General features: G+C 64.0%; 6 protein-coding genes. 1 reads left to right on the forward strand and 5 read right to left on the reverse strand.

All coding sequences use genetic code 11. The features are described from left to right. Positions 1-4: 4 nt before the first annotated feature. The 5 genes from BMX57_RS18565 to BMX57_RS18590 form a co-directional block, all read right to left on the reverse strand. Positions 5-811 (reverse strand): HNH endonuclease, encoded by an 807-nt coding sequence (locus BMX57_RS18565; protein ID WP_229724291.1) that lies wholly within the window; start codon positions 809-811, stop codon positions 5-7. After that, the gene (locus tag BMX57_RS18570; RefSeq protein ID WP_218142439.1) at positions 808-4,785 is read right to left on the reverse strand and encodes an Eco57I restriction-modification methylase domain-containing protein; all 3,978 of its coding nucleotides are present in this window, start codon (positions 4,783-4,785) and stop codon (positions 808-810) included. The genes BMX57_RS18565 and BMX57_RS18570 overlap by 4 nt, the downstream gene beginning before the upstream one ends. Further along, positions 4,785-7,550: a helicase-related protein gene (locus BMX57_RS18575; protein ID WP_092370894.1), complete on the reverse strand. Its 2,766-nt coding sequence runs from the start codon at positions 7,548-7,550 to the stop codon at positions 4,785-4,787. Before BMX57_RS18575 ends, BMX57_RS18570 begins: the two co-directional genes overlap by 1 nt. Continuing rightward, entirely contained in the window at positions 7,547-12,625 is a 5,079-nt protein-coding gene (locus tag BMX57_RS18580) for a DEAD/DEAH box helicase (protein ID WP_092370897.1), read from the reverse strand. The genes BMX57_RS18575 and BMX57_RS18580 overlap by 4 nt, the downstream gene beginning before the upstream one ends. 716 nt (positions 12,626-13,341) lie before the next feature. Next, positions 13,342-14,034, reverse strand: a complete 693-nt coding sequence (locus BMX57_RS18590; RefSeq protein WP_143057951.1) for a hypothetical protein — start codon at positions 14,032-14,034, stop codon at positions 13,342-13,344. A gap of 115 nt (positions 14,035-14,149) precedes the next feature. On the opposite strand from BMX57_RS18590, the gene BMX57_RS18595 reads away from it, so the two are divergent. Further along, positions 14,150-15,145: a helix-turn-helix transcriptional regulator gene (locus tag BMX57_RS18595; protein ID WP_092370906.1), complete on the forward strand. Its 996-nt coding sequence runs from the start codon at positions 14,150-14,152 to the stop codon at positions 15,143-15,145. Positions 15,146-15,178: the final 33 nt, after the last annotated feature.

The raw sequence follows: 15,178 nt of genomic DNA on the forward strand, positions 1-15,178 counted from the left end.
ACACCTACGTGAGCAGGCGCTCGCGATGCCATGCGAGGGGACCGATATGGTCCGCGGCCAAGATCAGTTGCGGAACGTCGGCGAGACCCAGGGCCAGCGCGGCGGCCTCCGACAACTTGGGTGACGGAACCGCCCGGCCCTCTCCGTCGAAGCTGACCAGGAAGGCGTCGAACGCGGCGTCCCAGTGGGCGGCCAGCAGCAGGCCGTTGAAGACGTCGAGGCGCTGGCCGTCACTCTTGCACTCGGCCCAAGGGACGATGTGGCTGGCGCGCAGCAGGGCGCGGTCCGTGATGCCGGTCAGTGGGCAGCGGCCACCCCAATAGTCGTCGAGGGCCGCGCGGAAGGTGTTCTGGCCGACGCGGAGGCGAACCTGGGCCTCGCGGGTAGTGGCGCAGGTCGGGTCGAGGTCCTGGGAATCCGGGCCCGACCAGGTCTGTCCTTCACGCTTCAAGTCGGCCTCGAAGGCGGCCCCGGGAGCGTCCGGGAGGGCGCGGAACAGGTGCCAGGCGCGCAGGCAGGCGGCGCGGAGTTCGCCGAGGGTCTCGAACCGTAGATGGTCGGCCTCGGGGTTGCCCAGCTCCTCCTCGGCCAGCCGGCGGAGAACGCGGGGCGTGGTGCGCAGGGCGTAGCCGGGAGGCGCGATGGCCAGCGCGATCTGGCCGGGGGCGTTCTGCGAGCGGAGCGTCATCCAAGGTGGATCGTCGAGCGCGGCGGGGATCGTTCCTTCGGGTTGCAGCGTCCAGCCGCTGTCGTAGCCCGCCTTCTGGAGGATCAACCGCGCCGGGCCGGAGGGGGCGAGGTCGAAGCTCACGCGCCCTCACCGAGTCCAACGGCGCTCCAGTCGGCCGAGAGCCGATCCCAGGCTTCCAGCACCAGCCGTTCGGTGCGGTATTCGCCGTAGAGCCGCTCTTCCTTCTGCTTCAGCACTCGGAAGGTTTCTGAAGGGTAGTCGGAGCCCATGACGCTGGCCGGATCGAGGATGTAGCGCAGCTCGTCCCGCGTCAGGCCATAGGCGCGGGCGTAGAAGGCGTCGAGCTCGGCGCGGAGCAGCGCGCGGCGGCCCTCGTCCCAGGCGAAGGGCAGGCCGTCATGGCCGAGGTCGCGGGCGAAGGCGGCCAGCGCGTGCGAGGTGTAGGTGAGTTCGAGGACGCGAGGAACGATGAAGACGAGATGTGGTTCTGCGTAGAAGGTCGGCGGTAGAACAGGAAATTGCTTCAAATACCCATATGTTAGGTGAAGTCCTCCCACCTTTTGTCGAGCCACGAAATCCAATGTCAGTGATGACAAGTTGGCAAGTAACGCTGCCCATTTGCGCGGCTCTGCATTCACGAAGAAGAGTGGCAATACGTGGCCAGGAGCCACCCTCGGGATTGCCGCGGCGACGGTTGTTCTTTCCGTGCTTGAGCTTGTGATGTCGCGCCAACCCATCATCCAGTCGCGCCGCCAGCCCTTGGCGGCAAGCCTGGCAGCAACCTCCTCTGCCGACACCCAGTAGCGCGGCATCGGCTCCCAGTCCGGATTGGCCTTTTCTGTCGAGGTCGCGTCGCGAGCGCTGTCTCCGTCGTAGGTGGCCCAGCGGTGGTCCATCTGGTGGATCATCTTCGCCTCGTAGAGCGGCACCATCCGTTCTTCGGCGCGGGAAAGAGACAGGGAAATGGTATCGCTGCCGTCGAGGTCCATCGCCGCCTGCGCGGGCCGGGTGGCCCCGGGGCGCGAAGCATGGATGCGCGGGCGTGTCCAGTCGGCGCCGTCGCGCCGCCAGCCCTCATCTGTCAGTTGAGCGAAAGTATGGAATAGACCGGAATCGTTGGACATGTCGAATAAACGGGCAAAGCTAATGTCCCATGGGTTTCCATCGGCACGGTCTTCCTCGATCAGCACGGGCGCGGCGCCATAGATCTTCGCCGTAAGCTCGGCGTCTCGGCGCGAGCGGAACACAGGGGCGGTCTTGGTATTCGGATTGATCTCGATGATCTGTTCAGGGGTTAATTCGAAACGCCTCCTCGCGTCCAGAAAGTCTCTGGTGTCACGTGCATCAAATGAAAACTCGGCAGTGCCTGCATCCCATCCCATTGTTATAAGACAGAATGATTTCCGGTCATCCGTCTGCTTGAATACTTGCCTTACCTCGTAGAAGGAAAGCAGAGAGATCAGTCGTTCTTGGGTAACGATCTCCGAAAAGAACGATGCGGTATTATTATCCGTGGCAATTCCAGTTGGAACAATCAGACCTGCTCTACCCTGCCGGTTCACTCCGGATGCGAAAAGCTCGGAAAAAAGGGCGTAGGTGTTCACGTCACCCCGCCCAGTCAACGGATAGCGGCCGCCCTCGGCCCGAGCGAACTCACTCGCTGCCTCGGCGGTGCGCCGGGAATGTTCGAAGGCGAGGAAAAGCTGCTGCTCTGGTGTGCCCGGATCGGCCTCGGCCAGCGCCTTGATCATCCGCCGACGCGCCGCCGTATTAGGCGCCTGGGCGATATCGGGCGCGCGGGACGCGAAGAATTCCTGTTCCTGGAGCTTGATCCGCTCCCATGGCGGGTTGCCCAGCATCACGTCGAAGCCACCATGCGCCCAGATCGCGGGAAAGGCGATCGGCCAGTGCAGCACATGCGCCTCGGCCGCGGTGTCGGCCACGCCTTGCACCAGCACCGGATCGCCTTCGCGGGCCAGGATGCGACCGATATCCGCCGTGGTCGGCACCTGAACATTCGGCTTTTTCGGTAGCAGGAAGGCCGCCACCCAGGCATCGGCCGCCCGCCGAAGTCGTAGACGCTCGGCATCGGCACCCCGTGCCTCGAAGCTTGCTCTTAGCCGCTCGACCTCCTCCAGCGTGTCCTGGCTTGCGGCATGGAGCCGCTCGTCGAAGGCCACCAGCGCAGGCGGGAGGCCTCCGGGGCCATCGAGACCCAGATCGCCCTGGCCCTCGCGCTCGGCCTTGTTGCGCTTGCGCAGGTCCGAGGCGATGCCCTTGTCGTCGCCGGTTAGTGCCTTGTAGGCCGCATCGGGTATTCCCTCGGTCAGCAGGCGCAGGTCTGACAGACCCAGCAACGCGTCGCCATGCCGGATGTTGGCGTCGAGAAAGCCCAGGGGCCGCCCGGGCTCCACACTTTCGATCCAAAGCGCGACACGGGCGAGTTCGACGGCGAAGTCGTTGCGGTCCACTCCGAAGATGCAGCGCGCCACCACCTCGCGCAGCGCATGGCGGAACGCGGCGGGGTCGAAGGTCTCGCCCTCGGCCTCGGCGCGCGTCCGGGCCACAGCGTCCGCCATGCGCCGCGCCGCGGCGAGCAGGAAGTGGCCCGACCCGCAAGCCGGGTCGCAGACGGTCATGGTCAGGATACCCTCGGCGCCGGTCTCGCCGTTCGGCGTGCCGATGCCACGTCGGCGGTCTGCGATCACCGGGTCGAGCGCGCTGTCGAGCAGCGCCTGCACGAGGCTGTCGGGCGTGTAGTAGGATCCGGTGGTCTTGCGCTGGTTGCCCCGCGTCTCTGCCCCGCCGGCATAGTCCAGGAGCGTATGGTTCTCTGCGAGACGTGGCACGAGTTCGAGGAGAGATTCATAGACCGAGCCCAGTTCCTCGGTCTGCATGTCGCGCCAGTTGATCCGGGCAAGGGCATGGCCGTCGCGGATCCAGGCGAGGTGGAACAGCGCGTCGAGGAAATGGTGGTTGGGCAATGTGGCCGCGTCGAGGATCGGCGTCAGTCCTTCCCGGAACAGGCCGCCGAGGGCGGGAAGGCCCAGGAGCGGCTCGCCTTTCTGAAGCGCACGGAACAGCACCTTCACGCCTTCCCACGCGTCGTGATGCCTATCGCGACTGGCCCGCCTACGGGCACGCAGGGCGAGCCGTGAGAGGGCGTAGCCCTCGGAGTATGTCTCTCGCGCCTCGTCTGTGGCGTCGGGAGCGTGCAGGAGGCCACGATCTTCGGTGGTGAGGACGAAGATCAGCCGGTAGACGACCCGTAGGGCTTCGGCGTGGAGCGCCTCCGCCGGGTTTTCCTCGGCCTCGATCCGGGCCCGGGTGGCCGAGTCTGCCAGTGCACCAGCACCAAGGGCTCGAAGTGCCGCCTCGACGCCGTCACGCAGCCTGTCACGGGCGGCAACGCCCTGCTCGGCGGCGACTTTGCTCCAGCGCTCCAGGGGGCCTTCCACGGCCTCGCCGCGTCCGAAGCGGGTTCGGTGGATCAGCCGCCAGAGACCGGCAAAGGCGCCGAGATCGTCGGTATCGAGAATCGCGCCAAGGTCTGCCTCGAGAAACGCCGGACGACCGAGGCGAACGGAGTCGCGCATCAGCCGGATACGCTTGCCGTCGGTCACCAGCCCCCAAAGGGCGTCATCCGAAGCGTTGAGCGCATCCTGCAGGAGCAACGCGGGCGAGCGGAACCGTCCGGCCGCTCCGCCCTCATGCCGCGCGCGGTCAAGGCCCCCTTCCGGCGCGATGACCACCGGGACACGACCATCCCCTGTCAACAGGTCAACTGGAAAGTGGCGTTCGCCGACCATCAGAGGCCCGGTCTTCAAGTCGTCGAAGCCGAAGGCCCGAAGTATCGCACGGACCTGGGCGGTAGCGTCGGCCGGCGGCTCGTCATTGGCGGCGCGGGCCATGCGAAATGCCCGCTCGATTTCGTCGTTGAGGGTAAGTCCCTTCGGCACGCCATAGTCCGTCGCCGCCTGTTCGGTAGCCTGACCGCGGGAGATCTTCGCGATCATATCTGACGGGATCAGCCCTCCTTCCAGGATCAGGCCGGCGCCAATCTCGACGGGGCGGTGCATCGTCTCGTGGCGCATCAGCTCGCTTCCGGCAGGATTACGTGGAGGGCTATGAGGTCCGGCGGCAGCACCGGCTCGACAATCGTGCGACCCCGCGTGGAGGAGGCAACACGCAGACGGTCGTGATCCGCCGTCAACGTCTCGGCGCGAGACTGGGCGATTGCGGTGAGGGCGTCAGAGTCATTGATACGGGCACGGGCGCGCAGCACCTGGGTTCTCCGCACCGGCTCGGGCAAGGTCGCGCCGACCTCCTCGTCGAGCACCTTTAGCGCATCGAGGCCGATGGCGGCGTGCCCCGTGGCTGTGCCTTCCCACAGAACCGGCACAATTTCTTCGGCCAGGAGGAAGTCATCTGACGCGGCCGAAGCGCGTCGGATGCGGTGGCGGACCCGGAGAAGTGCCAGCGTTTGCATCACGGTGGCAGCTCGGCTGATCCAGGCGCCGGATCGCGATAGAGCGTCCGGGGCGTCTTCCAGGGCACCTTCAGAAAGGGCGTCGGACAGCGTTGCGACTATGGGATGCGTGCGATGCAACACCTCGACTCCTGGCTGGGCGACAGGGTCGAACGAAACTCGGGTTCGCCCTTGGATGCCCCGCGAGGAGAGAGCTTCGCGCACCATTTCGGGTAGCGCATCGACCGGGACGGATTTTCCGTCGAACGTGATGCCGACCCGGTCCAGGGCACGGCGTACGAACCGCCGAACATCCTCGGTATCGCCCAAAAGGTCGCGCACGCGCTGCCATTCCGGTATCACTTCTTCGGGCTTCAGGCGTCTTTGCGCAAAGCGTGCCCGGGATGCCTTTTCGTTCTCCTCCGCATCGCGCCAGAGTCGTTCGAGATCGGCCGCTGGATCAAGGTCGCGAAACAGGTCGCCCTGACGACCCGAGGCTGCGCCGGACTTCAATACCAGTGCATGCATCATTGCCTCGGACACCGTCCCGCGATCATCCAGCATGCTGACGGAGACATTCGTGGCTTTCCGGATGGCCGCAGCCTTTCTCAGGATGACGTCGAGAACAGCCCCGTCGATGGCCGAGTTGCTGCCATAGATCGTCAAGGAGCGCACCTGATCGGTCGGCTGCCCGAACCGATCGACCCGGCCTTCGCGCTGTTGGTGCCGCGTCGGATTCCAGGACAGATCGTAGTGCACGACAGCATCGAATAGGGTCTGGAGGTTGATACCCTCTGACAGGCAATCGGTTGCAACGAGTATTCGACGCTCCGCGTCCGCCATGCCTTCGACGCGAACCCTCCGCTCCGTGCCTGGAAGCCGGCCGGTGACGACCTCGATCGTCCGGTCCTTGAAGGACCTATCTTTCCTGAGCGCGCCGGCCACGGCCTCGGCTGTGGCAATGTAGCGGCAGAACACGACAGGCTGATGGCCCTGAGAACAGAGCTCCGCCAGTTCGCGCTTGAGGAGTGACAGCTTGGCGTCCTCCTGGGGTCTGGCTTCGAGATCTCGTGCCATCCGCAGAAGGTCGTCGAGGCCAGCCATGTCCTCTGCCGCTGTCCCCGGTTCCAGATCGTCATCCGTCAGCTGGCCCTCATCCTCGTCAAAGATCGCGGCTTCCAGATCAGAATCGTCGGTCGGGCCGCGCCGGGCCTCCAGCGTGGCAATCGCAGCGGCCGGCGAGGAACCGACACATCGCATCAGGGCCAGGGTAGCCCAGATCGCCAGCCGCCGCCGGCGCGCATCATGTCCGGATTTCGCGGCGCGCTCGGTGCACCACGCCAAGACGGCCTCGTGGAACGCCAGGTGTGAGGGCGTCAACTGAAACGCCCTCTCGCCGACATCATGCTTGGGAAAGGTCCGCTTCGCGCCGGGAACTTCCCAGCCTTCTTCCCTGACATCGATACGTCGCCTCTGGACGAAATGCTGGGCGAGCTCTTCCCGAGCTCGGGACAAGGCGCCATGAGAGAAGTCCGGGCGAAGCAACGCCAGAATGTCGTCGAAAGCTTCCGCGTCACCGGAATGCGGCGTCGCGGTGAGCAGAACCATGTGACGGTTCGGGTCCTTTGCGAGACCGTTCAACAGGACCTGCCTCTGGGTTGTGCCGCGTCCGCCGCCGACACAGGCATGCGCCTCGTCCACGATAACGAAATTCGGGCAGGACCTTGCGAAGTCAGCCCGGCGGCGGTCGGCCTTGATGTAGTCCAGGCTGACAACGGTGACCGGATGGGCGTCGAAAGGACTCTCGTCCAATGCGAGCCCGCGTTCGAGACGTGGCGCAGTCGTGGCGGTCACGGCGGTCGCATGCAGATCGAATTTTTCGCGCAGTTCATCGACCCATTGCTCGACCAGGTGCGGCGGACACAGCACGCAGGCTCGCGTTGCCTCGCCTCGGTCCCACATCTCCCGGAGGATTAGGCCGGCCTCGATGGTCTTACCGATGCCCACATCGTCGGCGATCAGCAGCCGGATCGGGTCGAGGCGCAGCGCCATGATCAACGGGACCAGCTGATAGGATCGCGGCTCGAACGCGATCCGACCGGAGGAGCGGAACGGGCCCGCGCCTCGGCGAAGGCTGAGGCGCAACGCGTCCGACAGCAAGCGCGCTTCCGAGGAAGTGCCCATACGCGATGCGTCCGGCGCCTTGAAGATTGCCGGCTCGGGCGGAACCGACTCGAGTGCCGGCAGAACTACCGTGGAATCGCTCTCCGTGCCCGATAGCGGTCGCAGGCGCAGGCGGTCGGGTCCCGATCCGGGCAGGACGACCCATTCCCTGCCGCGTGCACGGATCAGGCTGCCTGGGCTTGTAAGGGCGCTGGTAGCCGAAGTCATGAAGTCACCTTGTCGATATGCGCGAGTTCTTCCGGCATCTCATCGGGCGGCGCGGCCGCTCCGAGGATAATGTAACCTTCGTTCGACAGCTCGGCGGAAAGGCCTGCGTCCTCGGTCACGGCGGTGTAGAACTTGCTCCACGACGCCTGCGCGACCTTGCCGCCCCGTGCAATGGGGTCCACGTCCGGCGGTACGATTCCCCACCTGCGCGCCGCGTCTGCCCACGGCCCTTCCGAGGCCGGTGTGCGAACTGGACTCGTCTTTTCAATCGGCGCGACCACCTCGACCTTGGCCGATAGAAGGTCAGCCAAGAAACGCCGGACCTCGCTCCGCCTCCGGTCGATCAACTCATGATCAGGCTGGTTGAAATAGGTAAGGATGCAGCGATAGCAGCCCTCGACGCAGGGGGCGTCGTCGCGGTCACGCCATTCGCCGTCAGTCTCTTCCAGGTGCATGATCTCGAGACTGGCGCGGACCACCGCTTGCAGGTCCTCCTGGCGCGAGATCCGCGACAGCACACCCGCGCCACCTTCGGACGCCTCGTAGAATAGAAGCCCGTTGCGCGCATCCCGATCCGGAACGGGATCCACGGCAATTTCACCTTCCTCAAGACGGAAAACCCGCTCGAGGCCGCGGGCAAGGGCGCTCTGCAAGGTTGCGACGTCCTCGACCTCCAAGTGACGCAAGGGAACCAGAAGCATGGCATTCTTGCGATCCTCCACCATCGGCAGGACCGTCTGCTCGGGCTCGGCGCTTGGGCGTAAATCCGGGTCGGTATCATCACCGCCTGCCGAACCGCGCCAGCGACCACTATGGGTTCCGATCTTGAAACCGTAGAGGTCCTTGTCTCGACGTCGCCGCAGTCCCTTGTTGATCCTGGCAATACGGGTGCGCGGTCCGTAGGAGATCGCTGCCAGGTCTTTCCCTTCACCATCGCGCAACCGAACCCTTTGTGGTTCGCCCTGGAACGCAAAAGCGGTCTGTATATCGAAGCCCTGGCGCTGGCGCTCCTCGTCATTGGCGGAAATTCGTTCCGCCGGAGCGGCCTCGACATTCTCGACGCGAAATGCGCCGTCGAGGCGAATAGGATCGGCCAGTCCGGCCCCACATGCATCACAGCGCTCGGGAGCATCCGAACCTTGGATCGAGCCGCAGTTTGGGCAGAGAAGCAATACATCGGTGTTGAGGCCGACTCCGTCGCCAGCGCGCACTTGTGGAGGTAGCATGGCGCGCGTCACGCGGAACGACTGCCCTTCGTGATAGATCATGCTCCCCGGCCCGAACTCGGAAATTGCCAGGAAACGCGCCCTCGAGAGGAAATCGCCACGGCCACGTCGTTCGGCACCGGGAACGAAAGCCGTGAGCGGCAGGCGAGGAAAATTGTATCCAGGCAAGAAGCCTTCCGTTGCCAGATAGCGGTAGGTGAAGAAGTCCGAGGAGTTTGAATCCTTGCCGCTCTTGAGCAATTCGATCTGCCGTCGTGCGCTGTTATAAGATCGGTCCCCTTGCCGTCGTTCCTCGGCGCTTGCCTGGGTGCTCTTCGACAACCGGTAGCCGCGATCTCTCTGGTCTTCGGCGGCGCTCAACCGCCGTCTCCACGAGTCGAAAGCCCGGTCGAATCTCTCGAAGGCATCGCGCGCGGTGCTTTCTGCGAGATCATGTCCGAAGGGTCGGCCGGCAATCTGGCTGAGGACAGCCACCATGCGCTCTGCCGCACGAGGAGCGAGTTCGGGGACTGATAGAGCTGCCGCTACTTCATCTCGGAGTGGATACTTGCCGTCTCCTTGAGTGAGGTCCAGCACTTCGGCGATCGCCGGTGCAAGTTCCACTCCGGATTCCGCCAGCCAGATGGCGTGACAGTGGGATACGACGAGTTCCTCATTGCCGAGATCGAGAAGCGGCGGCTGCACCGTTCCCGCGACCATCTGGCCTGGATCGGCGAAATAATACTGATCATGGGGGCTCTGTGCGGCGCAATAGGTCGTGATCAGCGCCGCCTGTCCAGCGCGGCCTGCACGCCCTGCCCGCTGCGTGTAGTTGGCCGGCGTCGGCGGCACGTTTCTAAGGTGCACATGTTCGAGTGTGGAAATGTCGACCCCGAGCTCCATTGTTGGCGAGCAAATTAGCAGGGGAAGACGCCGGGAGGTTTCGTTGTCATGCGGCATCTCCTGCATTTGCTTCCGGTCGTCTTCTTCGAAACGGAACCGGCGCTCCCGGTGCTGGCGGAGGTCCTTGTCCACCTGTGCGGTGTGTTCCCTTGCCTCCAGGCCCCGCAGCGGTGCGCGCCTGGCCAACATGTTGTCGGCAACCCTTGTGTAGAGTTCGCGAAAATAGGGGTTCGGCGGAGCTTTTTCGCCTTCTTCGGCCACGGGCTCTCTCGCGGCGCAGAGCTTCAGGGCGCCGGGGTCAAGTTTCCAGCCCATGGGGCCAAAGGGCGTTCGCTGAGCCCGGACATAGGCGTAGTCGTCATGGGCCGTCGCCTGGAGAAGCGCTTCGATGACTTCGGTCACCTCACCCCGCCGCAGCCGACGACCCCAGAGGCGTTCATCGACGAGGGCCTTGCCCAGAGCCGACTGGGCGCTGCCGCGAAGCACGATGCCTTCATCCCGAAGCGAGATGTTTGCACGCGATGTGCCTTCGAGCATCAGCCACGCGGCTTCCCTTGGGCGTTCTTTCTCATGGATGGCCCAGGGCGCTTGGAGGTAGCGTCGCGACTCCTCGGCAATCTCCTCGAAGCGTTGCCGGTCCAGAGCTTCTACATCGATTGCGAGGCCGGTTCGCATGTGTTCCAGAAGGATCCGCAATGCCTTCAAGCGGATATCAGACGTCGTATCGCGCAACACCTCGGGAGCGCCGACGAAGATGGCGTCATCCTCGGCCAGTTCCGAAAGCATCGCGTATTCGACCCGAACAAGTTCGAGGTCCTCCAGATTGGGGTTCGTAAAGCGCCAGCCGCGGCGCTGATCCGTCCAGACGCGATGGGCAATGATCCGCGATAGCAGCACCTCAGCCTCAGTCGCTTTGCGTCCACGCACATCGTCCCGCAGCCATTCTTCGTGACTGTCTTCGTTCGACCAAGCATAACCCAGGGCCCTCCGGACGGCGTCTCCGAAATCGCGACCGGCCAACCCGCCGCTGCCAGCGTCGCGAACGGCCGCAAATACGGCTGCGCGCAGCTTCGTGACGAAGACGTGGTCGTTGAAATGACCTGCCTGCAAGGCCGCGTCTTGGCGGTTGTCGGTAAAGGTCAGAAGCTTGCCGCGGCCGGCTTCCGCAGCTTCCATTCCCTCGAGTGCTACCGAGTTAAGTATCGTTGTCGCCGAGGAGCGACCTTCGGCGGAGAGGCCCGACAGCCTGTTGCGATCCCGACCTTGCCCCGGCGGCGTGTCTCCGCAGCGCAGACACAGCGAGAATTTTCCCTTCATGAACCACATATCGATGCCGGAGCCTTCGACACCTTGGGAATCTACTGAAACCTGGAATGGAACGCGTTCGCGATAGGTTTTCTTGATACGGGTCGATCCGTTTGCCGTTTCCTCGAGCCAGGACGACGGAAGATCCTGATCTCCCTCAAAGGGCAGCCCTTCCGCGCGACATAGAAAGCCTGTCTCGTCATCATCGTTGAGCGGTTCCTCGTCGATCGAGCGAGGGACGTATCGACGTCCGGCACCATCCAGAAACGCGCGGACAGGGTGATAGTCCTGCCCGCACTTCCGGCAGAAACGAACCTCGAACAGCCGCGCTTCTGCCTTCGGGTCGGTTTTCTGCTTGTCGAACCGGATCGTCCGTCCATGCTCCGGACCCAAGGTCGCATACAGACTGTCCGGACCGGACAGATACTGGTGAAGCTTGTAGGCCAGGAAGCCGCGATCCGATGAGCCTTGCCGCAGGGTCTCGGGCATCGAGGCAACGGAAAGCGCGCGCTGAAGCGCGGCGACGCACTCGAGCACCGGCTCGCCTGACTCTTCCGCGAGCTGGGATGCCGCCTCACTGAGGGTGCGGGGCTTACGGCGTTGCGGTATCGGATCGTCCGTCAAGCCAATGCGAGTTTCGGCCCAGACGATGATCGGTTCGGTCTTCAGGCGGTCATCCGACAAATTCGCAAGCGGCGTGCGTATGGACTTCTTCAAGTCAGCTCGATCCACATGTCCTTCGGTGGCCCGGACCAGGGTCTCGCCAATCACGGCCTCAGGTTCAATTCGGTCACCGAAGATCATCGTCGCTGTATTCGCCACAACTGTTGCCGGGTCTTCCGCGACTGCATCCGAAGAGGCCATGGTGGCGGACGTTCCGATGCACCGAAGGTGGTCCGGCGACAGTCGATCTCGCAGACGACGAACCAGCATCGCTACGTCGGCACCCTGGCGCCCGCGATAGGTGTGTAGCTCGTCGAGAACGAGCCAATCGAGGCCGCGAGCGTTCGCCAGGACCTGGCGCCCTTTTCGATCGGCGCGGGTGAGCAGCAGCTCCAGCATCATGAAGTTGGTAAGCAGAATATCGGGGGGATTTGCGGCGATCCTCTCCCGGTCAGCTTCAGATTCTTGACCGGTGTATCTCTCGACGACAGGAGGATCGCCCAGACCGGAGTCACGCAGAAAACCGTTGATTTCCTCGAGCTGAGAATTCGCGAGTGCGTTCATCGGATAAATGATGATTGCGCGGGTGCGACGCTTCTCTCCTGCCGTACGCGCCCGAATGGCAGCGTCGATCAATGGAATAAAGAAACAGAGCGACTTGCCTGAACCCGTTCCGGTGGTGACGACGAAGCCCTTTCCGGACTGCGCCATGCCAAGCGCCAGGTCCTGGTGGACGTAGAGATCGATGGGGCTGCCATCTTTGCGGCGAAAGACCTTGGCTGTATCCGGAAGGACTGTACCGTCAGCAGCTCTCTCATCCACTGACGCACCAGGTCTAAACCGGGGATTCAGACTTATGAGCGGCTCGCGGACGTATCGGCGCTCGTTGTAGGCTTTATCGATTGCTGCTTGGAGATCTTCCGATCGAATATTTGCAAAGGAGCGGGAGAAATTCTCATATCGCTCGATCGACTTCTGGTTAAGTGAAAATACGTCCATCAGCCTTTACTCTTACCCCGCCCCGTCGGTCTCATCTTAGCCAAGTTGTTGCAGAAAAATGTAGGCTTTTCGAGGGCTTTGATGCGTATTAGAGGTGAGGTCCGCACCCGCCCTCGTCCCCGGCACTACGCAGTCCGTTTCATGCGCGATAGCACTGCGGGATGACCCCGGCGCTGAAGCGCGCCCTCCGGCACTGCAGCGCAATCGAGCCCGCTATCGGACACATGAAAACCGAGGGCCGGCTCGCCCGCAGCCTGCTGAAGGGTTCGCTCGGCAATGCCCTACACACGGCACTCTGCGGTTGCGGTCACAAAGTCCACCTGATCCTCGTCCCTCTGAGGGCTCTCATGGTTGAAATCCTGAGGCTCTTCTTCCGTGCCATCGCCGCTACCGCAGTGTTGGAGAGAATCTCACCTTTTCGGATCGCACCCGCAGCGTGATATTCTACACCGACTGAAAGAATGCGAGTCCCCTGACCGACCCCATTCTCAGCCTGTCAACGCAAGCCGCCTGATCATGACCTCAGGCCACCGTGGAAATTCGACCAGCTTGACGGACGTGACCGCCAGACGGCCTTCCCAGTAAGCTACGACCATCCGCACAATACTGTCCGCGAGGCTGACCCAAAGCGTCAACTTCCTCGAAATGAATGGCGAATGTTATAGGCTCGTCAAAAGTCGGGCCCGAAAGGCCGAGATGTTCACCTAACGATCGAATCACGCCGCCCGCGCCCCTGATGTTGCCTCGGACCAGCCCAGCCAGACGGTCGGGCGCATTTCCTCCTCGCCAAGGAAGGTGCGGATCGCGAAGACCTCCAACGCCGCCCCATGGCGAAAGGCGGGGCCCCAGGCGGGATCGGCGGGCATGACCTCGGTGCCACCGGCCCAGACGCCGCGCTGCGCCAGCAGGTAATCGTCCTCACGGTCGGTCAGGACGCCGCCCTGGGCCAGCCGCGTCAGCGCCCGCGCCATTGCCGCATCCATGTCGCCCAGCAGGCCGTCGAGCGGACAATCGGAACGCTCCACCCGGCGCTGCAACACGTGGCGCGTCGCGTGCACCGCGTCCATCTGGAACCCGATCGCGCGCTTGCCGCTGCGGACGTGAACGCGCGTCCAGGCGATGCGGTCTTCCCTGAAGCATGCCGCGCCGTCCTTGCGCAGATCCACCGTCATCACCGAGCGCAGCAAGATCACAAGCCCATCCGCCACAGTCCGCGCCGACACCACGCCACGCCGCCCGCGCAGCCGGGCCGCGAACCTCTGGCGGCTGCGGGGATTGGGCGCGATGCTGTGCAATTCCATCAGGATCCGCGCCATGTCGGCATTGTCCTGCGCCGCATCCACCAACGCCTGCCCCGCCAGGCCGCGCGCGAGCGAGCCGCGGGCATGTTCCAGATCCACTACACGCATTCCGATCTCTCCAGGTCTTGGATTCGTTGACAAATCGATAATGCCCGGCCAGCATGGCAAAAACTGTCACCGATTTCTTGCGCGACAAACCATTGAGGCAAAGAGGGTTTTCCACATGTCCTACGCCAAGGCCGCCGATTTGCTGCGGGTTGCCGAAATGGCCATGTCCCGCTTTGACGGGATCGCACTCCAGGATCTAACCGAGGAATTCGGCTGCGATCACCGCACCGCGCAGCGCATGATGCGATCCTTCGAGACCGTCTTTCCGCAAGTCGATATCCGCGAGGACGGGGACCGCCGCCGCCGCTGGCACCTGCCCCGGCACGACCCGCGCTGGCTGCAGGCACAGGGCATCCGCGACAGCGAACTCGCCGCGCTGGAACTGGCCATCAAACGCGCCGAACGCGACGGTGCCCCGGACGAGGCGAAGAGACTGCAAGTTCTGCGAGATCGCCTTCTGGCCGCCATGCCGTCCAGCCTGGCGCGCCGGGCCGAAGCCGACGCCGAGGCGCTGCTCGAAGCGCAGGGCTTTGCTTCTCGCCCCGGGCCGCGTGTCGTGTCGGACCTGAGCCTGCTGGGGGCGCTGACCGAGGCGCTGCGCGCGCCCTTCACCGTCGAGATAAGCTATACTTCGGCCGATGGCCGGACGTCCGACCGGTTGCTGGAACCTTATGGGTTGTTACTGGGCATCCGGCGCTATCTCGTCGCCCGGCCCGTCGCGGGCGACGGCAAGATGCGGCGCTTTCGACTCGACCGTATCGCCGAGGCGCGGATCACCGGCAAGAGTTTTGCCCGCGACCCGGCCTTCGACCTTGGCCAATTCGCATCGCAGGCTTTCGGTTCGTTCCATTCCGACGCCGAATATGGCCCCGTCGCCTGGCGGTTTTCACCAGAGGCCGCGTCCGTCGCACGGCAGTTCGTCTTTCACCCGTCGCAGGAGATGCTCGACGAATCGGACGGATCGTTGATCGTGCGGTTCGAAGCCTCAGGGCATCTCGAAATGGCCTGGCATCTCTACCAATGGGGGAATGACGTCGAAGTGCTGGCCCCCAAGGCGCTCCGCGACATGGTGGCCGGGCATCGCCGCGCCGATTTCCCGGCACTCCCCTGACCCTGACAGCTTTTGCCACCGTAAGCCGCGACC

Source organism: Cribrihabitans marinus, from assembly GCF_900109035.1.
GTDB lineage: Bacteria > Pseudomonadota > Alphaproteobacteria > Rhodobacterales > Rhodobacteraceae > Cribrihabitans > Cribrihabitans marinus.

Coding starts and splice junctions, on each gene's coding strand:
- BMX57_RS18570 (WP_218142439.1), bottom strand. CDS start 4,785: ATGCGCCACGAGACGATGCACCGCCCCGTCGAGATTGGCGCCGGCCTG.
- BMX57_RS18575 (WP_092370894.1), bottom strand. CDS start 7,550: ATGACTTCGGCTACCAGCGCCCTTACAAGCCCAGGCAGCCTGATCCGT.
- BMX57_RS18580 (WP_092370897.1), bottom strand. CDS start 12,625: ATGGACGTATTTTCACTTAACCAGAAGTCGATCGAGCGATATGAGAAT.
- BMX57_RS18590 (WP_143057951.1), bottom strand. CDS start 14,034: ATGCGTGTAGTGGATCTGGAACATGCCCGCGGCTCGCTCGCGCGCGGC.
- BMX57_RS18595 (WP_092370906.1), top strand. CDS start 14,150: ATGTCCTACGCCAAGGCCGCCGATTTGCTGCGGGTTGCCGAAATGGCC.